We start from the raw sequence: 20,576 nt of genomic DNA on the forward strand, positions 1-20,576 counted from the left end.
GGTTAGCCTAACCGTATATGTTCGCTCGTGGTTGTGTCCGGCACGACCGCCCCCCGTACCGCTTACCCGAGAGGTGTGCGCACATGCAGGCACCGACCGTCGCCGAGCACGGCACCGACGCCGCGCGGACGGGAACAGCACCGTTCGCGCTGTACCGGCCGCACGGAACAGTGACCGCCGTCGGCGTCCACGACCGATTCGACTCCGCGACCGATGCCGCCACCGCCCTGCGCGACGGGCGGATCCGCTCCGTCGTCGGAGCCCTCCCGTTCGATCCCGACCACCCGTCGGCGCTCACCGCACCACGAGAGTTGTGCCGTTCCTCCGGATCGCTCCGGGCTCCCGCACCGGCGCTGCCGACCATCCGCATCACCGCGACCCTCCCCGCCGAGGACGAACACATCGACCGTGTGAACACAGCACTCGCCCTGCTGCGGTCCGACAGCGTGGACCTCGCGAAGGTCGTGCTCGCCCGATCCCTGGTACTCACCGCCGCCGCGCCGGTCACTCCCGAATCCCTGCTCGCCGCACTGGTCGCGCACGACACCGCAGGCAACGGCTACTCGGTGGACCTGACGCCCGCCGGAACCCGCTTCGCCGGGCACCATCTCGTCGGTTCCAGCCCCGAGGTTCTGATCCGCCGCGTCGGCGATCGCGTCACCGCGCATCCCCTCGCGGGATCCGCGCCGCGTCACCCCGATCCCGAGATCGACCGGGCCGCCTCCGAGACCCTCCACGGTTCCGTGAAGAACCTGCGCGAACACGCACACGTCGTCGACTCGCTGCGCTCCTCGCTGTCGCCGCTGTGCTCCGAGCTCGACATCCCCGAGCGACCCTCGCTGATGAGCACACCGCAGCTGTGGCATCTCGGCACCCCGATCTCGGGCCGTCTCCGCGATCCGTCCACGACCTCCCTCGACCTCGCGCTCGCCGTGCACCCCACCCCGGCGATCTGCGGTACCCCCACCGCCGCTGCCCGCGATCTGATCCGCGAACTCGAAGGTGACCGCGGCTTCTACGCCGGGGCTCTCGGCTGGTGCGACGAGAACGGCGACGGCGAATGGATGGTCACCATCCGCGGCGCGGTCCTCGACTCCGACGGCACGGCCCTCACCGCACACGCGGGCGGGGGCATCGTCGCAGAATCCGACCCGGACGATGAACTTGCAGAAACCACAACCAAATTCGGTACCGTTCTCGGTGCCTGGGGAGTAACGAAATGAACGAGTCCATCACCCTCGTCGTCGGAGCCGCCCAGGGTATCGGCCGCGCCACCGCCCAGCGTCTCGTGAAATCGGGCCACCGCGTCGCACTCGCCGACCGCGACATCGTCGGCCTCCGCGACACCGCAGACCTCGTCGGCACCGCCGTCCCCGTGTACGAACTCGACATCACCGATCCCGCCGCGGTCGACGCCACCGTCGACGCGGTCGAGACCGAACACGGACCCATCGGCGCACTCGCCCACGTCGCCGGCGTGTTCACCGTCGGATCGGTCCTCGACTCCGATCCCGCCGACTGGCAGAACGTCTTCGACGTCAACGTCACCGGGCTCGTCTCGGTGCTGCGCTCGGTCGGGCGCGGGATGCGCGAACGCCGCGCCGGGTCCATCGTCGTCGTCGGATCGAACTCGGCCGGGGTTCCGCGCATGGGTATGGGCGCCTACGGATCGTCGAAGGCCGCCGCCACCATGATCGTGCGCATCGCCGGACTCGAACTCGCCGAGTACGGAATCCGCGCCAACATCGTTGCGCCGGGTTCCACCGACACCGCCATGCAGCGCACCCTGTGGCCCGATCCCACCGACGACGCGGGAGCCCTCGGGGCGATCGCCGGGGACCCGGGTCGGTACAAGGTGGGCATCCCCCTCGGACGCATCGCCGACCCCTCCGACATCGCCGACGCCGTCGACTTCCTGCTCTCCGACCGCGCCCGGCACATCACCATGCAGGCCCTGTACGTCGACGGCGGCGCCACGCTGCAGGCGTGACACGATCGTCGCCGTCCCTCACCCTTCGAAAGGATCCCCGTGACCTCCGCGATCCGACGCAGTCCCCTCGTCGCGACGGCGCCCTACCCCCCGGAATTCGCGGAACTGTACCGCGGCGCCGGGTACTGGACCGACGAGACGTTCGCGCAGTTCCTGCCGGCACGCACCGAACGATTCGGCGACCGTGTCGCCGTGATCGGCGCCGACGCGCGCGGCGAACAGCAGCGTCTGACGTACCGGGACCTCGACGAGTCCGCGGCCCGGATCGCCACGGGCCTGCTCGAACTCGGGATCACCGCCGGTGACCGGGTGGTCCTGCAACTGCCGAACATCGTCGAGTACGTCGAGGTGCTGTGCGCCGTCTTCCGGATCGGTGCCCTCCCGGTGTTCGCGCTGCCCGCGCACCGGTCGGCGGAGATCGGGTTCTTCTGCCGGTTCTCCGACGCCGCCGCCTACGTCGTGGCGGCCGAGAACGGTGGATTCGACTATCGTGGCCTCGCCCGCGACGTCGTCGCCGATCTCGAACGTCCACCGCACGTGATCGTCGCCGGGGATGCCGCCGAGTTCACCCCGCTGGCGGAACTCCGCGCCCACGAACCGGCACCCGCCGCCGATCTCGATTCCGGCGCGGTGGCCTTCCTCCAACTCTCGGGAGGCACCACCGGCACACCGAAACTCATTCCGCGCACGCACGCCGACTACCTGTACTCCGTCCGCGAATCCGCGCGGATCTGCGGTGTCGACGCCGACACCCGCATGCTGGTCGTATTGCCGGCCGCGCACAATTTCCCGATGAGTTCTCCCGGCATCCTCGGGGTCCTGCACTCGGGCGGCACCGTCGTCCTCGCCCCCGACCCGAGCCCCGACACCGCGTTCGCGCTGATCGAATCGGAGAAGGTGACGATGACGTCGCTGGTACCGCCGCTCGCGATGGCGTGGCTGGCCGCGAGGCCGCGCAGCGACCGCGACCTGTCGTCGCTGCAGGTGATGCAGGTCGGGGGCGCGAAGTTCCCGGCGGAGGCCGCGAAACGGGTGCACCCCGAACTCGGCTGCATCGTGCAACAGGTGTTCGGTATGGCGGAGGGTCTGGTCAACTACACCCGATTGGACGACGACGAGGACACCATCGTCACCACCCAGGGGCGACCGATCAGCGTGCACGACGAGATCCGCGTCCTCGACGACGACGATCGTCCCGTCGCCCCGGGCGAAACCGGGCATCTGCTCACCCGCGGTCCCTACACCATCCGCGGATACTATGCTGCGCCCGAACATAATTCGACAGCATTCACTCCCGACGGCTTCTATCGCACCGGCGACATCGTCCGGGTGACGGACACCGGGTACATCGTCGTCGAGGGTCGCGCGAAGGACCAGATCAACCGCGGCGGCGAGAAGGTCGCCGCCGAGGAGGTCGAGAACCATCTGGTCGCGCATCCGGCCGTGCTCGACGTCGCGGTCGTGTCGATGCCCGATCAGTACCTGGGCGAACGCACCTGCGCGTTCGTGGTGACCGAGGGAGAACCCCCGAAAGCACTCGCGCTCAAGACCTTCCTGCGCGAGCGCGGATTGGCCGCGTACAAGATCCCCGACAAGGTACAGTTCGTCGACGCGTTCCCCGTCACCGGGGTCGGCAAGATCAGCCGTGTCGAACTGCGGCGGGCACTGGCCGCGACCCTCCGCGACTGACCGCCTCCCCCTGTCCGAGTACCCTCCCCCGTCCGAGCGAATGTATCGTTCGCTCGAATCAATAGAGCGAGAGGTACATTCGCTCGGGGGTGGGGTGGCGCGGGGGTGAGGTGGCGTGGGGGTGAGGTGGGGCGAGGGTGGGGATGAAGGTGGGAGTGACTACGCCGCCACCGGCTGTTCCCCGCGGGCGACGAGCCGCGCGTACCGCCCGCCGCGGGCGACGAGGGCGTCGTGCTCGCCACGTTCGACGATGCGACCGCGATCGAGGACGACGATCTCGTCGGCGTTGCGCACGGTGGACAGTCGGTGCGCGATGGTGATCGTCGTGCGCCCCCGGCGGGCGGTGTCCAGCGCCTGTTGCACCGCGCGTTCGGTGTCGTTGTCGAGAGCGCTGGTCGCCTCGTCGAGCACGAGAATCCTGGGGTCACGCAGCAGAGTGCGGGCGATTGCGAGGCGTTGCTTCTCCCCACCGGAGAAGCGGTGCCCGCGGGCACCGACGACGGTGTCGTAGCCGTCGGGCAGGGACATGATCAGGTCGTGGATGCGGGCGGCGCGGGCGGCGTCCTCGATCTCGGTGTCGGTCGCGTCGGGTGCGGCGTAGCGCAGGTTCTCGCGCACGGTCGCGTGCAGCAGATAGGTCTCCTGCGAGACCACTCCGACGAGCGCCGCGACATCCGCGAGCGGCATGTCGCGCAGGTCCACGCCGTCGATCGTCACGCGACCGGACATCGGGTCGTAGAGACGGGCGACGAGCGCACCGAAGGTGGTCTTGCCGGAACCGGTCTCACCGACCAGCGCGACCTGCGACCCGGCGGGTACCTCGAGGTCGACGTGGTCGAGCGCCGGCCGGTGGGCTCCTTCGTAGCAGAACGTGACGTCCTCGAACCGTACGGCGCCGGCGACGCGGTCGCGGTCCACGTGCACGGGTGACGCGGGTTCGTCGATCTCCACGTCGAGGTCGAGGTACTCGAAGATGCGGCTGAACAGCGCCAGCGAACCGGTGACGGTGACCCCGACGTCGAGCAGGCTCATCAGCGGGCGGAACAGTGCCGCCTGCAGACCGGTGAACGCGACGAGGGTGCCGATGGTCATGCCGCCGGACGTCGCGGGCAGACCGGCGACGAGATACAGCGCGGCGGGGATCGCGGAGAACACGATGTTCATCGTGGCCATCCGCCAGCGCCCCGACAGTTGCGCGTGCACCTCGAGTTCCGCGAGATCATCGGAGGTGCGGGCGAACTTCTCGGACAGCACCGGACCGGTGCCGAGTGTCTTGACCAGCTGCACACCGCTGATGGACAGGCCCTCCTCGATCTGCGTCTGCAGGTCGGCGAGGCGGCGTTGCTGCCGCGCGGTGATGGCGCGGCGCATCATCGCGACCCGCCGGGTCAACCAGATCGCCGGGGGCAACACGATCAGTGACAGCAACGCGAGGCGCCAGCTGAGCACGACCATCGCCACGACCGTGCCGACGACGGTGGTGATGTTGGCGGCCACGGACGTCGCAGTGGACGTGACCACCGACTGCATCCCGCCGATGTCGTTCGTGAGGCGCGACTGGATCTCGCCGCCGCGGGTGCGGGTGAAGAAGCTCAGCGACTGTCGCTGCAGGTGGGTGAACACCCGGGTGCGTAGGTCGTGCATGACGCGCTGGCCGACGGTCGTGGAGATCCAGGTCTGGGCGACACCGAGCAGCGAACTGGCGACGGTCACCGCGACCATCGCCGCGACGACCCACAGCAGCAGGCTCACGTTCTGGTGGGGAATCGCGTCGTCGATGGCGGCGCGCACGAGGAAGGGACTGGCCAGCGAGATCACCGACGACGCGACGATGAGCGCGACGACGAGGGTGATCCGCCAGCGGTAGGGGGCGAACAGCGCACCGATGCGCCGCAGGCTCACGGGCGCATCCTTCAACTGTTCGAGATCTGCGGGGTCGAGTCTCGCGGGGCGGGGTCCGCCTCCCCCTCGACCGGGTGGGGGCTGCATCATGCACACCACCTCGATTCATGACTGGTACGTACTTAGTGAGGTTGCCTCATATAGAGGTGAACGTCAAATGGGGTACGATCCATTCCATGCCGGACATGCCCTCCGACTCACCGGTCGCCCTCCGCGACATGCTCATGGCGACCACGCGCACGCTGCGCAAACGCTGGCACCAGCGGTTGCAACCGTGGGATCTGTCACCCCACGAGTACCGGGCTCTGCGCATCATCGGTGGCGCCGAACAGCCCATCCGGCTCGGCGTGATCGCGCAGTCGCTGCGCATCGTGCCCCGCTCCGCGACCGAGGTCGTCGACCGGCTCGAGGCGCACGGACTCGCCGAACGCGTGCCCGATCCCGCCGACCGCCGCGCCGTGTGCGTGCGCCTCACCGATCACGGCCGCGACACGTTCACCGAACTGGACGAGGCCCGCGACGCCGACGCCGACGCGATGTTCACCCGGCTCGACTCGGACGAACGCCGCGACCTGGCGCACCTGCTCGCCAAACTCCTCGACTCCGGACACGACGACAGCCGCCCGCAGGACCCCGACCGACATCCTCCGCGCCGTTGACCGCCCCGGCGGCATCCTCCCCCGGACCGCACGACACCCCGGTCGGTCACAGGAGATCGACCGCTTCCGGGTCGAGGATCACTTCGAGCGACACGATGCGACACCGGTCGTCGAACTCGAACACGTCGGTGGTCGCGAAGTCCGGGATCAGCTCGGTGTGGATCCGCAGTTGCACGGCAGCATGTTTGCCGGTGACCGTGATCGGACCGATCCTCGTGACGTCGAACGCCACCTGCGCGTTGCGTTCGTCGAACGCGCGGATCTCCTCGAGGCCACGGTAGCTGTGCACACCGAGCGGCTCGTGTTGCACGGCGTTCTCGGCGAACAGGCCGACGAGCCCGTCGACGTCGTGGTTGCCGAGATGCTCGAGGTACGCCTCGACGGCCGCGCAGATCTCACGACGGGTGGGCACGGGTGCACTCCTTCGACGGTCGGTGTGGCGGGGCGAACGATCAGGCGATGACACCGCGAGCGCGGAGCATCTCGACGATCACGGCGCTCGCCTCCTCGGGTGACATCACGGTGGTGTCGATCCGCAGGTCGGCGTCGCCGGGTGCCTCGTAGGGCGAGTCGATCCCCGTGAAGTTGGTGAGCTCACCGGCACGTGCCTTGCGGTACAAGCCCTTCCGGTCTCGCTGCTCTGCGACCTCGAGCGGGGTGTCGACGAAGATCTCGCAGAACCGGTCGTCGCCGATGCTCTCGCGGGCTGCCCGTCGTTCCGCCTCGAACGGTGAGATGAACGACGCCAGCACGATCAGGCCCGCATCGGTCATCAACCGCGCGACCTCGGTGACGCGGCGGATGTTCTCCACGCGATCGGCCTCGGTGAATCCGAGGTCGCGACACAGGCCGTGTCGGACGTTGTCGCCGTCGAGGAGATAGGTGTGGCAGCCCAGCGCGTACAGACGTTTGTCGAGAGCGTTCGCGATGGTGGACTTGCCGGAACCGGACAGTCCCGTGAACCACACGACCTGGGATCCGTGCCCCATCAGCTCGGTACGGGCTGCCGAGTCGACGTCGACGGACTGCCAATGGATGTTGTCGGCGCGACGCAGGGAGTGCGTGATCATGCCTGCGCCGACCGTGTCGTCGGTGAACCGGTCGATGAGGACGAAGCCGCCGGTGTCCCGATTCTCGGTGTAGGGGTCGAAGGGCACAGCACGATCGAAACTGACATTGCACACCCCGATCTCGTTGAGCGCCAACGTCGTCGTGGCGACCTTCTCGAGGGTGTCCACGTTGATCTTGTATTTCGGTCGGGTGATGCGGGCCTGCACCGTCGCCGTCCCGATCCGGCACAGGTACGGGCGTTCGGGCAGCATGTCGTGCTCCCCCATCCACACGATCTGCGCCTCGAACTGGTCTGCGACACCGGGTGATCCGTCCGCGGCGGCGAGAACGTCGCCGCGACCGACGTCGATCTCGTCGGTGAGCGTGAGGGTCACGGATCGACCCGGCACCGCCTCCGCGAGGTCGCCGTCGCGCGTGACGATCCGGGCGACGGTGGTCTCCTGGCCGCCGGGCAGCACCCGGACTCGGTCACCCGGACGGACCACACCGCCGACGACCTGCCCCGAGAAACCGCGGAAGTCGGGGTCGGGTCGGTTGACCCATTGCACGGGCATCCGGAACGGGCGCTCGCCGCGCTCGTCCTCGACCTCGACCTCGACGGTCTCGAGGTGCTCGATGAGCGTGGGACCCTCGTACCAGGGGGTGTCGGTGCTGCGTGCGGTGAGGTTGTCACCCAGGTACGCGGACACGGGTACGGCCACAACGTCGTCGACACCGATCTCCCGCGCGAACGCCCGGTACTCGGCGTCGATGTCGTCGAACACCCGCTGCGAGTAGCCGACGAGATCGAGTTTGTTGACGACGAGCACGACGTGCCGGATACCGAGCAACGACACGAGATACGAGTGTCGACGAGTCTGCGGCAGAACACCTCTGCGGGCATCGACGAGGATCACGGCGAGATCGGCGGTGGACGCACCGGTGACCATGTTCCTGGTGTACTGCTCGTGACCGGGGGTGTCGGCGACGACGAACTTGCGGCGCTGCGTGGTGAAGTAACGGTAGGCCACGTCGATGGTGATGCCCTGCTCCCGTTCGGCGGCCAACCCGTCCACCAGCAGCGCGAAGTCGAGACCGTCGCCCTGCGTGCCGACCCTGCGCGAGTCGGTCTCCAACGCGGCCAGCTGGTCTTCGAAGACCAGCTTCGATTCGTACAGCAGTCGCCCGATGAGGGTGCTCTTGCCGTCGTCGACACCGCCGCAGGTGATGAATCGCAGCATGCCCTTGTTCGCGTGTCGTTCGAGACAGCGTTCGATGTCCTCGGCACTCTCGGCGCTTTCGGTGGAGGTGCTCCCGTGGAAGTCGTGCATCAGAAGTAGCCCTCCTGCTTCTTCTTCTCCATCGACGCGGCGCTGTCGTGATCGATGACGCGCGCCTGCCGTTCCGACGTGGTGGTCAGCAGCATCTCCCGGATGATCCCGGTCAGCGTCGACGCGGTGGATTCGACGGCCCCGGTCAACGGGTAACAGCCGAGGGTGCGGAACCGGACGCTCTTGACCTGCGGTTCCTCCCTCGGGCGTAGCGGCATCCGGTCGTCGTCGACCATGATCAGTGCGCCGTCGCGTTCGACGACGGGCCGCGGCGCCGCGAAATACAACGGCACGATGGGGATCTTCTCTCGTCGGATGTACTCCCACACGTCGAGTTCGGTCCAGTTCGACAACGGGAACACCCGCAGGCTCTCACCCGGTCGTGTGCGCACGTTGTACAGATGCCAGAGCTCGGGCCGCTGCCTCTTCGGGTCCCACCGATGCTCGGCCGACCGGACGGAGAAGACGCGTTCCTTGGCCCGCGACTTCTCCTCGTCGCGACGGGCACCGCCGAACGCCGCGTCGAATCCGTACAGGTCCAGGGCCTGCTTGAGTCCCTGCGTCTTCCACATGTCGGTATGCAGCGCCGAACCGTGCGTGAACGGGTCGATCCCCTTCTCCACGCATTCCGGGTTCCGGTGGACGATCAGGTCGAGATCACCTTCGGCGGCGGTCCTGTCGCGCAGCGCGTACATGTCCCGGAACTTCCAGGTGGTGTCGACGTGCAGCAGCGGGAAGGGCAGTCGCGACGGATGGAACGCCTTGCGCGCGAGGTGCAGCATCACGGCGCTGTCCTTGCCCATCGAGTACAGCATCACCGGGTTCTCGCTGCCGGCGACGGCCTCGCGCATGATGTGGATGGATTCCGCCTCGAGATGCTCGAGGTGCGTCAGCGTCCGGGTCATCGTCCCAGCACCTCCAGCGCTCGATCCGCCCATTCGCGGCGGCAGATCAGGATGTCGGGCAGGTAGGGATCCGCGCGGTTGTAGACGGGTTCGGATCCGTCGATGCGGGAGACGTGCAGACCGGCGGCACGGGCGACGGCGACGGGTGCCGCAGAATCCCACTCGTACTGGCCACCCGTGTGCGCGTAGATGTCGGCCTCACCGCGCACCACGGCCATCGCCTTCGCCCCGGCCGAACCCATCTCCACGAGTTCGGCGCCGAGTGCGTCGGCGACCGCGAGCACCGGGGCGGGTGTGCGGGTGCGACTCACCACCAGGCGCGGCGTACGCGACGGGACGGCCCGCGGCGGGGTGTCGGCCGTGGAGTAGGTGGTGCCGAGCGCGGGTATCGCGACGGCGCCGACCGTGAGCGTGCCGTGTTCGACGAGTGCGATGTGCACGGCCCAGTCGTCGCGGCCGGCCTCCCCGAACTCGCGGGTTCCGTCGAGGGGATCGACGATCCACACACGGTCGGCGGTGAGCCGGGCGGGGTCGTCGGCACCTTCCTCCGAGAGCACGGCATCGCGGGGGCAGGCCCGCGCGAGCGCCCCGACGATGAAGTCGTGGCTGCGCTTGTCGCCGGCACGACGGATCCCGTCGGGGTCGAGGCCGGCGGCGGTGAGGGTGTGTCGGAGTTCGAGGAGAACTTCGCCTGCGGCCGTGGCGATATCGATCGCGGATGTGGTGTCGCCGAGGCGAGGATCCACCGAGTCCGAGCGCGGCACCGCCATCGCGTCGTTCGTCATGGACGTGACTGTAACCACAGAACGAACAATGTTCAATCCCAGTTCGAACACTGTTCGTTCTTTCGCGTCACGGTTACGGTGGATCGGTGGGCGATACCAACAGCAAGTCGATCTACGGGGACGCGGAGGCGCGCCGCCGCACGACCCTCGCCGCCGCCGCGGCACTCCTCGACGAAGGTGGCTACTCGGCGCTGACGATCCGGTCGGTGGCGAAACGGTCCGGCACCAGCACCGGTCTCATCTACCAGTACTTCACCGACAAGCAGGACATCTTCACGTCACTGCTCAACGAGAGCCAGATCGAATCACGCGCGTTCGTCGCCGGCCTGCCGCGCGACCGGGGTGTCGCCGCACTGCTCGCGGCAGTGCTCCCCGAGTCCATCCGACAGTGGGCACGCGTCGGCCGCTTCACCGCGACGTGGCGCGACGTCGAACGCGACGCGCACACCGAACGCGAGTCCGTACGCGAGGTGCGCCGGACCGCCCGCGAGTACAACGCCGAACTGCAGTCCGCGCTGCTCGAAGCCGCCGCCGCCGAGGGGCGCACCCTGCGCGACGACCCCGCCACCCTACCGTTCGTCCTGTCCACCCTTCAGGGTGTCGCCGACACCGTCGTCCACAACTGGGCAGCCCACCTCGACACCCGGGACCTGATCGACTTCACCGCCGCGTCCCTCACCGAGGCCGTCACCGTCCGCACATGACCCCCGAGGACACGCCTCGACACTCCCCATCGAGAAGGTCTCACTGAGTGGCACGAGCCCTCTTGTGACAGGTGACACATCGTACGGTTCACGCGAACACCCTCACAACAGGAGCATTGATGAGCACATCGGTGATGCCCGAACGCGCACCCACCAGGTCGGAGCGTCGATACCAACGGACCCATCCGGCCTGGGTCGTCGTGGCAGTCCTGATCACAGTGGAGGTGATCAGCGCCTTCGAGACATCGATGATGTACGCGGCCATCCCCACGTTCACGACGGTCTTCGAGGCCGACGCGTCCGCCGTCGGCTGGACCGTCACCGCCTTCCTCCTGGTCGCAGCGTCGTCCGCGGCCGTGTGCGGCAGGCTCGGCGACATGTACGGGCGCGAGCGCGTCCTGATCGTCGTGCTGATCTTCGCCGCCGTCGGCTCGATCATCAGCCTCGCGTTCGGCACGCTGTGGGGAATCATCATCGGCCGCGCCATCCAGGGTGTCGCCGGAGCGATCCTCCCGCTGTGCATCGGCCTCGCGCGTGAGCATCTTCCCGCGCAGAAGGTCCCCATGGCCATCGCGCTGATCTCCGGATCCGCCGTCGCGGCCGGCGCCGCCTCGCTCCTCGTCGCCGGTGTGCTCATCGACCTCGGCGACTGGCGCTACATCTTCGTCGTCACCACCGTGTACGCGCTGGTCTGCATCTTCCTCGTCGAAGCCGTCCTGCCGTGGCGCAAGCGCGACAGCACCACCCGACAACACGTGGACATCGTCGGCGCCGTCGGTCTCGCCGTCGCCGTCACGTCGATCCTGCTCGGCCTCACCGAAGGCAAGTCCTGGGGCTGGGGCGATCCCCGCGTGCTCACCCTGATCGTCGTGGGCATCGCCGTGTTCGCCTGGTGGGTGCGGTGGGAACTCGGCCGCACCTCCCCGATCGTCAACCTGCGACTCTTCGCGCAACGCAACGTCGCGCTGACCATCGGGGCCACGGTCGCGCTCGGTGTCGGCCCCATCGGCGTCACCACGATGCTCATCCCGATGATCATGCAGACCCCGGACTCGGCGCCGTTCGGTCTCGGACTCAGCGCCACCTTCGCCGGAATGCTCTCGTTCGTCGGCGCGATGATCGGCATGCTGTTCACTCCCGTCGCCGGCAAGATCTCCGCCGCCGTCGGCGCGCGGGCATCCATGCTGCTCGGCGCCACCCTGTTCATGATCGCGTGCGCCGGCTTCTTCGTCCTCCGCGACTCCGTCGTCGGCATGACGGCACTCGTCGTCGCCGTGTCCATCGCCACCGCCTTCGCGTACACGGCCCTGCCGAACCTGCTCGTCGAATTCGTCCCCGAGAGCAACACCAGCGAGGTCACCGGAGGCCAGACCGTCGTGCGGACCGCGTCGATGGCCGTCGGTACGTCCATCGCGACCGTTCTGCTCGCGACGCTGGTGGTGCCCGGCACCTCCACCGCGACCGTCGGCGCACTCGGCGCCGTGTGCGGTCTGCTCGTCCTGATGTGCGCGATCACGATCGTGCTCACCCTCTCGGTGAAGTACCGGCGCGACTGACCGGAACACGCGCGGCCGGTGACCCGGAAGGGTCTCCGGCCGCGCGCCATCGGTCACGGTGGATCAGGCTGCCACCATGCCCGCCACCGGGATTCGGGCATCCACCGCCTGACGGAAGTTGATCATCGCGCGTTCGAGATGGTCCGGCGTGGTCACGAGCACCGCCCCCGTCGCACCCCGTTCGAGCAACAGCTCGTTCGTGAAACTCGCGTTCTCGACCGTGGACGCGGACTCGGACTCCTCGACTATCCGTTCTCCCGCAACACCGTGCTCCACGAGCCAGTCCTTCATCGCCTCGGCCTCGGTGGCATCCCCTTCCGAGGGTCGTCGGATTTCGGCTGCGCGGCAGTGTGCCACCTCGACGCATCTCCCGCACGCCGACATCCCCGGTCCCGGACGGATCACAGTGCCGGCCGGCCGCCACCGTGGCGGTCCGTTCCCCGCACACCGATCACGGACACCCCGCACCGACGGGGCCTCGGCACAATGGACCCGTGACCGAGCCGCTTCCCGTCCCCCGCCCGCGTCGCGAGATCACTCCCGGCGCCGTGCACGTTCCCGACTGGCTCGGCCTCGACGAGCAGCGCGAGCTCGTGGCCGCGTGCCGCGACTGGGCGCGTCCGCCCGCTCCGATGCGGCACACAGTCCTTCCCGGCGGCGGTCGGATGACGGTGTCGACGGTGTGCCTCGGATGGCACTGGTCGCCCTACCGGTACACCCGCACCGCGGTCGACGTCGACGGTGCCCCGGTCCCGCCGCTGCCGCGGTGGCTCGCCGAACTCGGTCGCCGCGCGGTCGCCGACGCCTACGGCGACCCGGAACAGGCACGGCGGTACGACCCGGACACCGCACTGATCAACTTCTACGACGCCGACGCGCGCATGGGTATGCACCGGGACGCGGACGAGCGGTCCGACGCCCCGATCGTGTCGTTGAGTATCGGCGACGCCTGCACGTTCCGGTTCGGCAACGACGAGTCGCGCGGCCGTCCCTACAGCGACGTGCGACTCGAATCCGGCGACCTGTTCGTCTTCGGCGGCCCGGCCCGGTTCGCCTTCCACGGCGTACCCGCCGTCCATCCCGGAACCGGAAGTCTCCGCACCGGGCTTCGCGGAGGACGGCTGAACATCACTCTCCGCGCCACGGGACTCACCTGAGCGACGGTCAGCGCTGCGAGATCAACGCCACCGACGCCTCACCCGTGTACACCAGGAACGTCAGCGATTCCTGGAGGTACAGGTGCACGTTCTCGGCGTCGTGCGAGGTGTAGCCGATCGACAGATCCTGGCCGACCTGCAGGTCGAAGTCGCCGCCGCGGGTGCTGAGCACGAACGCACCGTCGATCGCGGGCGCCCAGATGATGTCGCCGTCGATGAGCCGGCGGATCTGCTCGCGGATCGGATAGCCGTGGTCGGAGGTCTCGCTGACCTTGGTGTACTCGTCGGCGCTCAACAACACCGAGTACGGTCCGCCGACCCCGGCGAGGCGCAGCTCGGACAGGGCCTGGCTGATGGTCTCCGGGATGTCCCTCGGATCCTCGGGCAGCTGCAACGGCTGATTCGTCGACGACGCCCGGATCCCCTCGATCCCGGCAGCGGTGTAGCCCTCGAAGATCGCGCGGTCCTCCGCGAACGCGATCTTCTTCGCGGCCTCCTTCACAGCGTCGAGGTCGATGTCCTTCGCCCCGCGTTCGGCGCTGTCGATCTCCTCGCGTGACAGCGTGAACGGCACACGCAGTTCGACGACGTGCGCCACCCGGTGTCGCCGTGCGCGCACCCCGCCGGCGGGCGCCTCGATGTCCTCGGTGCGGCCCAGCCCGACCGCCGCGAAGTCGACGCCGTGCGGGCCGGAGAAGTCGACAACGATGCGGCCGGCGACATGACGTTTGAAGGTGCGGCTCGCCTCCTCCTCGATCTCCGCCCAGGCCTCGGCGGTGATGGGGGCGAGGTCGCGATAGAGGTTGTTCACGATGTCGGGCTCCTTCTCGGTGTCGAACACGATGGCGGTGTGTCGATGCTCGGAACTGTGTCGGACTCGGGTCCGTGTCGGACGACCTCAGGGACCCGGGGATGCGGTCGGTGCGACGCGCATCGTGCCGATACCCAGCGACCCGTCACGCACGGCCGGTGCGGTCGACTCGTGCTGCTCGACCCGGCCCGCCGGCGCGTCGGGCAGATCGTCGAGGAACGCTGCGGCCGGGCAGAAGAACAGGGTGCCCGTGACCGCCGTGGAGAAATCCAGGATCCGGTCGTAGTTTCCCTCGGGACTACCGAGGAACATGTTTCGCAGCATCTGCTCGGTCACGTCCGGGTCGGCGGCGTAGCCGATGAAGTAGGTGCCGAACTCGCCCTCACCGAACCGGCCGAACGCCATGTTGGCGCGGACGATCTCCCGTTCGGTGCCGTCGTCGTCGACGATCGTGTTCAGCGCGACGTGCGAGTTCACGGGTTTGACGTCGTCGTCGAGTTCGATGTCGTCGAGTTTCGTCCGGCCGATGACGCGTTCCTGTTCCTCGGTCGACAACGCGTTCCAGGTGGTCAGATCGTGCAGGTACTTCTGCACGATCACGTAGCTGCCGCCGGTGAACTCCGGTTCGTCGTCGCCGACGAGCGCGGCATCGGTCGCCGCACCGCCCTCGGGGTTCTCGGTGCCGTCGACGAACCCCAGCAGGTCGCGGCGGTCGAAGTACCGGAATCCGTGGGTCTCGTCGACCACCGTCGCGATTCCGCGCAACCGATCGTTGATCTTGCCGGCGAGTTCGAAGCACAGGTCCATGGTCGACGCCCGCAGGTGGAACAGCAGATCGCCGGGCGTGGACGGCGCGTGGTGTCTCGCCCCGTCGAGCGGCACGAACTCGTGCAACCCGGCGGGGCGCGGGCCGGCGAACAACCGGTCCCACAGGGATGAGCCGATGCCGACCACGGCCGACAACCCGCCGTTCGGAATGCGGAATCCCACGGCCTTGCGGAGGCCGGACAGATCGGCGAGCAGATCCCGGACCTGCGTCTCACCGCCCTCGTCGACCGTGACGACGAGGAAGATCGCCGCCTCGGTCAGTGGCGTCAGAATCGGTTGTGGACGAGTCACAAGATCACAGTAGTTCACGACGACCGGATCGGCTCGTGATTACTGCGGGACCATCCATGAGAGCACGGGTGTCGTCTGCAACCACACCAGAATCGCGAACACGGCGAGCATACCGACACTGATGGGCGCGAGTCTGCGCATCAGCACCCGGTCGCTGCCGCCCACCCCCTGCACGGACGACACCAACGCCAGGTTCTGCAACGCGATCGGGGTGCCCGCGGTACCGCCGGTCATGTTGCCCGCGACCAGTACCGTCGACGGCAGTCCCGCCTGCTGCGCCGCCGACACCTGCACACTGCCGAACATCGCGTTCGACGCGGTGTTCGACCCGGTCACGACCACACCGAGCCAGCCGAGCACCGGAGAGAGCAACGCGAACCCCGCGCCGGCACCCGCCAGGAACTGACCTATCGTCGCGGTCTGCCCCGACAGGTTCATCGTGTAGGCGAGAGCCAGCACCGACGTGACCGTCGCGAACGACCACCGCAGCTGCACGACCGACGCCGTGAAGCATCGCACCGCATCGCCCGACGCCACCTTCAACAGCGCGATCGACAGCAACGCCGCCACGAACACCAGCGTGCCCGGCGCCGTGAGCAGGCTCAGCGTGAACGTCTCCGTGGGCGGCACCGCGCCGGATTCGGTGACCACGTCCACGCCGGGCCAGGCGAACGAGAACGTCGCCTTCGCCAGCAACGATTCGACCGGACCGATGCGGCTGATCAGGAACACCACGACGATCAACGCGTAGGGAACGAACGCCTCGACGGTGCGGCGGACGCCGTCGGGGGCATGCTCGGGGACCCGTCGTTCCGCGTCCGCCCGCGGCGACCAGAACCTCAGCAGGAACATCAGCGCGAGCAACCCGGCCGCGGCCCCGGCGATGTTGCTCAGACCCACCACGAACCAGGTCGCACACACGAACTGGCCGACGGCGAACGCGAACCCGACGACGACCGCCGCCGGCCACGTCCGCCGCAGCCCGTCGCGCCCACCGACGATCGCGACCAGCACCAACGGTACGAACACCGCGATCAGGCACACCTGCCGGGCGACCATCGGGCCGATCTCGTCGATCGGCAGCGACGACACCTTCGACATCGTCAGCATCGGGGTGCCCATGACACCGAGCGGTGTACCGACCGCGTTCGCGACCAGTGCGGCTGCGGCCGCGCGGACCGGAGCCACTCCGGCACCGACGAGCACGACAGTCGCCACCACGATCGGGGTGCCGAATCCCGCGACCGCCTCGAGCAGCGCACCGAACAGGAACGCGATGACGATCGTGAGGATGCTGTGGTCCGGGGAGATCCGTGCGAACGCGCGGGTCAGCACGTCGAAGTGGCCGGACTCCACGGTCAGGCGGTACACGAACACCGCCGACACGACGGTCCACATGATCGGGAATACACCGAACACGGCGCCCTCCAGACCCGCGCTGAGAGCGGACGTCACCGGCATCGAGTACACGGTGACCGCGACGAGCAGCGACACACCGACCGCGACGAGCGCCGCGAGCCACGGTTTGACGCGGAACACGACGAGCAGCACGAGCATCGCCAGCAGCGGCAGCACCGCGACCGCGGCCGACCAGGCGAGGGACTCCGCGACGGGGGCGAGGGGTTGGACGAACGTCACGAGCTCACACCTGTCCCGGGCCGAGCACAGACCGGATCGCCGCCGCGGTGCCGTCGAGCACCGTGCGGTTCGGTGTACGAGGATGTGCGCGCAGACCGAACCCGTCTCCGGTGGTGCGGGGGACGACGTGCAGGTGCACGTGGAAGACCTCCTGCCCCGCCGCGACACCGTCGGCCAGGAAGAGGTTCACGCCGTCGACCGGCAGATCCGAGGAACGCAGCGCCACCGCGATACGCCGACCGGCGTCGAACACCGCGTTCCCGGCCGCCGGGTCGAGTTCGGCGAGACCGGATGCGTGCCGCTTCGGTACGACCAGCAGATGCCCCGCGGTGAAGGGCCTGATGTCCAGGAAGGCGAGCACATCGGGTTCGTCGAGGACGACGCTGGCCGGTGCCTCGCCGGCCACGATGCCGCAGAAGATGCAGTCGTTCACATAGCTCAGGATCTCACGGACGGCGCGGTGCCCCGCACCCCGCTAGGCGTCGATGACGTGAGCGCGCGCGGTGTCCAGCATCCGCAACAGTTCCGACTGCACCACCGGACGGTCCCGCTGCGGATCATCGCTGTGCGCGAGGTAGAGCATGGCTTCCTCGACGGCCGCGACCAGCAGGTGCGCGAGCACCGACGAGCGCACCGACGACTCCGTGTACGACCGGTCCTGCGTCGCCAGCATCCGTTCGATGCTCCGCAACGTCGAATCCCTGTGCGATTCGCGCACTTCGGCCCAGCCGAGCACCGCAGGTGCCTCGATCAGGACGAGACGGCGGGTGGCCTGATCGTTGACGACGTCGAGCGAGGCGAGGACCGCCGCAGTGAACGCCGCCCACGGATCGTCGATCGGTTCGTCGGGGACCAGCGTGGACTCCGCTTCCTTCTGCAGGTGCTCGATCACCCCGCGGAACAGCTCACGCTTGTTCGCGAAGTGGTGGTAGAGCGCGCCGCGGGTCACACCCGCGACCGCGACGATCTCCTCCGTCGCGGCCTCCGCGTACCCGTCCCTGACGAATACCTCCAGGGCGGCCTCGAGCAGCGCCGTGCGTGTGCGCGCCGCATCCCGAATCCGCCCGTTGTTCGTCGTCTTCTCCGACAACTTCTCTCCCCTGCTCTAGTACTGCTACCCCCATCGAAAAACGTGTCCCCTCGGCAGCCGACTCGGTCGTCCTCTACAGGATCGGTGCCGGGGAATACTGCGCGGCCTCCGGGTTGCGGGCCACGAGGTCTTCCACGGCCGCGACCACCGACGCGACCTGTGCCTCGGCGGCACCGATGAACGCGGACCGGTCGGCGAGTGCGGCGTCGAGCGCGGCACGGTCGAGCGGCAGTCGCGCGTCGGCCGCGAGACGGTCGAGCAGATCCGGTTCGCGTCCCTCCTCGCGCATCGCCAGCGCGACGGCGACGGCATGCTCCTTGATCGCTTCGTGCGCCGTCTCACGCCCCACACCGGCGCGCACCGCGGCCATCAGCACCTTCGTGGTCGCGAGGAAGGGCAGGTAGCGAACCAACTCCTTCTCGATCACCGCCGGATACGCACCGAACTCGGCGAGCACCGTCAGGAACGTCTCCATCTGTCCGTCGATCGCGAAGAACGCGTCGGGCAGCGCGACCCGGCGCACCACCGAACAGAAGACGTCGCCCTCGTTCCACTGGGCGCCGGCGAGTTCGGCGGCCATCGAGGCGTAGCCGCGCAACACGACCTGCAGACCGTCGACGCGCTCGCACGAGCGGGTGTTCATCTTGTGGGGCATCGCCGACGAACCCACCTGACCCGGCTGGAACCCCTCGGTGACGAGTTCGTGCCCCGCCATCAGGCGAATCGTGTGCGCGAACGACGCGGGCCCCGCCCCGACCTGCACGAGCGCGGACAGCACGTCGTGGTCGAGGGACCGCGGATACACCTGGCCGACACTGGTGAGCACGTTCGCGAATCCGAGGTGGTCGGCGACCTTCTGCTCGAGCTGCGCGAGCTTGTCGGCGTCACCACCGAGCAGGTCCAGCATGTCCTGCGCGGTGCCCATCGGGCCCTTGATGCCACGCAGCGGATACCGGGCGATCAGTTCCTCCACGCGACGCAACGCGAAGAGCAGCTCGTCGGCGGCCGACGCGAACCGCTTCCCCAGAGTCGTGGCCTGCGCCGCGACGTTGTGCGAACGGCCCGCCATCACCGTCGCCGAGTACTCGGCGGCACGTTCGGCGAGGCGCGCCGCGATCGCCACCCCGTGAGCGTGCACGTGTTCGAGCGACCGCAGCACCTGCAGCTGCTCCACGTTCTCGGTCAGGTCACGGCTCGTCATGCCCTTGTGGACGTGTTCGTGACCGGCGAGAGCGTTGAATTCCTCGATGCGCGCCTTCACGTCGTGCCGGGTGACCCGTTCACGCGCGGCGATGGAGTCCAGATCCACCCGGTCGACGACCCGCTCGTAGTCGGCGATCGCCTCCGCGGGCACGTCGATCCCGAGCTCGGCCTGCGCGCGCAGCACCGCGAGCCACAGTTGCCGTTCGAGCACGATCTTGTGCTCCGGCGACCACAGGTCCCTCAACGAAGGGCTGGCGTAGCGGGTGGCGAGGACGTTCGGGATGTGACTCACAAAAGGTCAGTCTACGGTCCCGCAGTTCGATCATTCGCAGGTAGGCGGGGCGACGCTCTCGACCATGTCGACGAGGATCCCCCGGGCGAGGCCGCGCGGGTCCGGATCCAGATCACCGAGCCCGTCGAGCACCGCACCGTCGACGATCGCGACGATCCGGCGCAACTGGGGGACGTGCGCGGCACGGCCGCACCGTTCGAGCAGTTCGGCGAGCAACGCGTCGATCTCCTCGCGCATCCGCAACCGGACGTCGCGCAGTTCGGGGTGTCGCGCCGCCGCCACCCACCGCTCGTACCGGGAGATCAACCGCTCCCGGTCGGTGTCCCCGACCCCGCGCGGACCGATCAGCAGGTCGACGATCAGGTCCGCGGTCGACTCCACGCCGCGCGGCCCCTCCGGCACCTCGTCGACCCGTTCCCTCATCACGTCGAGTTCCCGCACCGTGTTGAGGTGCACGGCGCACGTGATCAGGTCCTCGAGCGAATCGAAGTAGTAGGTCGTGGAGGCGAGGGGCAATCCCGCCCGCGACGCCACGGCACGATGCCGAACCGCGTCGATCCCGCTTTCGAGGACGATGTCGGCCGCCGCTTCGACCAGCGCCCTGCGGCGCCGCTCGCCCTTCGGGGTCGCAGCTGTCGACATTCCCCCATGTTGACAGCCGACGCACCCCACCACGGTCGAACGGCCGGACATAC

Annotated in this window: 20 protein-coding genes; 7 read left to right on the forward strand and 13 right to left on the reverse strand. The window is 68.5% G+C overall.

All coding sequences use genetic code 11. The features are described 5' to 3' along the window. Positions 1–83 precede the first annotated feature (83 nt). From LDQ05_RS02865 to LDQ05_RS02875, 3 genes are read left to right on the forward strand one after another with little or no spacing between them, the layout of a single operon-like run. Positions 84–1,223, forward strand: a complete 1,140-nt coding sequence (locus LDQ05_RS02865; RefSeq protein WP_226435394.1) for an isochorismate synthase — start codon at positions 84–86, stop codon at positions 1,221–1,223. Beyond that, complete coding sequence (locus tag LDQ05_RS02870; protein WP_226435395.1) at positions 1,220–1,990, forward strand: 2,3-dihydro-2,3-dihydroxybenzoate dehydrogenase; 771 nt, start codon at positions 1,220–1,222, stop codon at positions 1,988–1,990. The genes LDQ05_RS02865 and LDQ05_RS02870 overlap by 4 nt, the downstream gene beginning before the upstream one ends. A 39-nt stretch (positions 1,991–2,029) precedes the next feature. Beyond that, positions 2,030–3,679 carry a (2,3-dihydroxybenzoyl)adenylate synthase gene (locus LDQ05_RS02875; RefSeq protein WP_226435396.1) on the forward strand — a complete coding sequence of 550 codons (1,650 nt, stop codon included), beginning with the start codon at positions 2,030–2,032 and terminating at the stop codon, positions 3,677–3,679. A gap of 159 nt (positions 3,680–3,838) precedes the next feature. Here LDQ05_RS02875 and LDQ05_RS02880 read toward each other — a convergent pair whose 3' ends face one another. Next, positions 3,839–5,671, reverse strand: a complete 1,833-nt coding sequence (locus LDQ05_RS02880; RefSeq protein ID WP_226435397.1) for an ABC transporter ATP-binding protein — start codon at positions 5,669–5,671, stop codon at positions 3,839–3,841. 86 nt (positions 5,672–5,757) lie between these two features. Between LDQ05_RS02880 and LDQ05_RS02885 the strand changes: the two genes are divergently transcribed. Continuing rightward, entirely contained in the window at positions 5,758–6,240 is a 483-nt protein-coding gene (locus tag LDQ05_RS02885; protein ID WP_226435398.1) for a MarR family winged helix-turn-helix transcriptional regulator, read from the forward strand. 46 nt (positions 6,241–6,286) lie between these two features. Here LDQ05_RS02885 and LDQ05_RS02890 read toward each other — a convergent pair whose 3' ends face one another. The 4 genes from LDQ05_RS02890 to LDQ05_RS02905 are packed head-to-tail and all read right to left on the reverse strand — an operon-like array spanning position 6,287 to position 10,311. After that, positions 6,287–6,652, reverse strand: coding sequence for a nuclear transport factor 2 family protein (locus LDQ05_RS02890; protein ID WP_226435399.1), 366 nt, complete (start codon positions 6,650–6,652; stop codon positions 6,287–6,289). Positions 6,653–6,692: 40 nt separating this feature from the next. Further along, the gene (gene cysN / locus LDQ05_RS02895; protein WP_226435400.1) at positions 6,693–8,621 is read right to left on the reverse strand and encodes a sulfate adenylyltransferase subunit CysN; all 1,929 of its coding nucleotides are present in this window, start codon (positions 8,619–8,621) and stop codon (positions 6,693–6,695) included. Next, positions 8,621–9,526 (reverse strand): sulfate adenylyltransferase subunit CysD, encoded by a 906-nt coding sequence (gene cysD / locus LDQ05_RS02900; protein ID WP_264184354.1) that lies wholly within the window; start codon positions 9,524–9,526, stop codon positions 8,621–8,623. The genes cysN and cysD overlap by 1 nt, the downstream gene beginning before the upstream one ends. Continuing rightward, positions 9,523–10,311 carry a 3'(2'),5'-bisphosphate nucleotidase CysQ gene (locus LDQ05_RS02905; protein ID WP_372461021.1) on the reverse strand — a complete coding sequence of 263 codons (789 nt, stop codon included), beginning with the start codon at positions 10,309–10,311 and terminating at the stop codon, positions 9,523–9,525. The genes cysD and LDQ05_RS02905 overlap by 4 nt, the downstream gene beginning before the upstream one ends. 86 nt (positions 10,312–10,397) lie before the next feature. Here LDQ05_RS02905 and LDQ05_RS02910 point away from each other — a divergent pair, with 86 nt between their 5' ends. Both LDQ05_RS02910 and LDQ05_RS02915 read left to right on the forward strand, forming a co-directional pair. After that, a complete protein-coding gene (locus LDQ05_RS02910; RefSeq protein WP_226435402.1) occupies positions 10,398–11,015 on the forward strand; it encodes a TetR/AcrR family transcriptional regulator in 618 nt (205 codons plus the stop codon). A gap of 119 nt (positions 11,016–11,134) precedes the next feature. After that, the gene (locus LDQ05_RS02915; RefSeq protein WP_226435403.1) at positions 11,135–12,571 is read left to right on the forward strand and encodes an MFS transporter; all 1,437 of its coding nucleotides are present in this window, start codon (positions 11,135–11,137) and stop codon (positions 12,569–12,571) included. A gap of 63 nt (positions 12,572–12,634) precedes the next feature. Here LDQ05_RS02915 and LDQ05_RS02920 read toward each other — a convergent pair whose 3' ends face one another. Then, complete coding sequence (locus LDQ05_RS02920; RefSeq protein WP_226435404.1) at positions 12,635–12,955, reverse strand: YdcF family protein; 321 nt, start codon at positions 12,953–12,955, stop codon at positions 12,635–12,637. 110 nt (positions 12,956–13,065) lie between these two features. Here LDQ05_RS02920 and LDQ05_RS02925 point away from each other — a divergent pair, with 110 nt between their 5' ends. Beyond that, positions 13,066–13,728 carry an alpha-ketoglutarate-dependent dioxygenase AlkB family protein gene (locus tag LDQ05_RS02925; RefSeq protein WP_226435405.1) on the forward strand — a complete coding sequence of 221 codons (663 nt, stop codon included), beginning with the start codon at positions 13,066–13,068 and terminating at the stop codon, positions 13,726–13,728. 7 nt (positions 13,729–13,735) lie between these two features. On the opposite strand, the gene LDQ05_RS02930 is transcribed toward LDQ05_RS02925, so the two are convergent. From LDQ05_RS02930 to LDQ05_RS02960, 7 genes are all read right to left on the reverse strand, one after another. After that, entirely contained in the window at positions 13,736–14,539 is an 804-nt protein-coding gene (locus LDQ05_RS02930) for a family 1 encapsulin nanocompartment shell protein (RefSeq protein ID WP_226435447.1), read from the reverse strand. A gap of 87 nt (positions 14,540–14,626) precedes the next feature. Continuing rightward, positions 14,627–15,658, reverse strand: coding sequence for a Dyp-type peroxidase (locus LDQ05_RS02935; protein ID WP_226435406.1), 1,032 nt, complete (start codon positions 15,656–15,658; stop codon positions 14,627–14,629). Positions 15,659–15,697: 39 nt separating this feature from the next. After that, entirely contained in the window at positions 15,698–17,296 is a 1,599-nt protein-coding gene (locus LDQ05_RS02940; RefSeq protein WP_226435407.1) for an L-lactate permease, read from the reverse strand. Positions 17,297–17,300: 4 nt separating this feature from the next. Next, a complete protein-coding gene (locus LDQ05_RS02945; RefSeq protein ID WP_226435408.1) occupies positions 17,301–17,729 on the reverse strand; it encodes an HIT family protein in 429 nt (142 codons plus the stop codon). 42 nt (positions 17,730–17,771) lie between these two features. Then, the gene (locus LDQ05_RS02950) at positions 17,772–18,386 is read right to left on the reverse strand and encodes a TetR/AcrR family transcriptional regulator (protein WP_226435409.1); all 615 of its coding nucleotides are present in this window, start codon (positions 18,384–18,386) and stop codon (positions 17,772–17,774) included. A 73-nt stretch (positions 18,387–18,459) separates the two neighbouring features. Beyond that, positions 18,460–19,881, reverse strand: coding sequence for an adenylosuccinate lyase (purB, locus tag LDQ05_RS02955; protein WP_226435410.1), 1,422 nt, complete (start codon positions 19,879–19,881; stop codon positions 18,460–18,462). Positions 19,882–19,911: 30 nt separating this feature from the next. Beyond that, positions 19,912–20,523 (reverse strand): TetR/AcrR family transcriptional regulator, encoded by a 612-nt coding sequence (locus tag LDQ05_RS02960; RefSeq protein WP_226435411.1) that lies wholly within the window; start codon positions 20,521–20,523, stop codon positions 19,912–19,914. Positions 20,524–20,576 lie beyond the last annotated feature (53 nt).

Source organism: Rhodococcus yananensis, assembly GCF_020515525.1.
Lineage (GTDB): Bacteria > Actinomycetota > Actinomycetes > Mycobacteriales > Mycobacteriaceae > Rhodococcus > Rhodococcus yananensis.

Coding starts and splice junctions, on each gene's coding strand:
- LDQ05_RS02865 (WP_226435394.1), top strand. CDS start 84: ATGCAGGCACCGACCGTCGCCGAGCACGGCACCGACGCCGCGCGGACG.
- LDQ05_RS02905 (WP_372461021.1), bottom strand. CDS start 10,311: ATGACGAACGACGCGATGGCGGTGCCGCGCTCGGACTCGGTGGATCCT.
- cysD (WP_264184354.1), bottom strand. CDS start 9,526: ATGACCCGGACGCTGACGCACCTCGAGCATCTCGAGGCGGAATCCATC.
- LDQ05_RS02880 (WP_226435397.1), bottom strand. CDS start 5,671: ATGATGCAGCCCCCACCCGGTCGAGGGGGAGGCGGACCCCGCCCCGCG.
- LDQ05_RS02885 (WP_226435398.1), top strand. CDS start 5,758: ATGCCGGACATGCCCTCCGACTCACCGGTCGCCCTCCGCGACATGCTC.
- LDQ05_RS02915 (WP_226435403.1), top strand. CDS start 11,135: ATGAGCACATCGGTGATGCCCGAACGCGCACCCACCAGGTCGGAGCGT.
- LDQ05_RS02920 (WP_226435404.1), bottom strand. CDS start 12,955: ATGTCGGCGTGCGGGAGATGCGTCGAGGTGGCACACTGCCGCGCAGCC.
- LDQ05_RS02960 (WP_226435411.1), bottom strand. CDS start 20,523: ATGTCGACAGCTGCGACCCCGAAGGGCGAGCGGCGCCGCAGGGCGCTG.
- cysN (WP_226435400.1), bottom strand. CDS start 8,621: ATGCACGACTTCCACGGGAGCACCTCCACCGAAAGCGCCGAGAGTGCC.
- LDQ05_RS02870 (WP_226435395.1), top strand. CDS start 1,220: ATGAACGAGTCCATCACCCTCGTCGTCGGAGCCGCCCAGGGTATCGGC.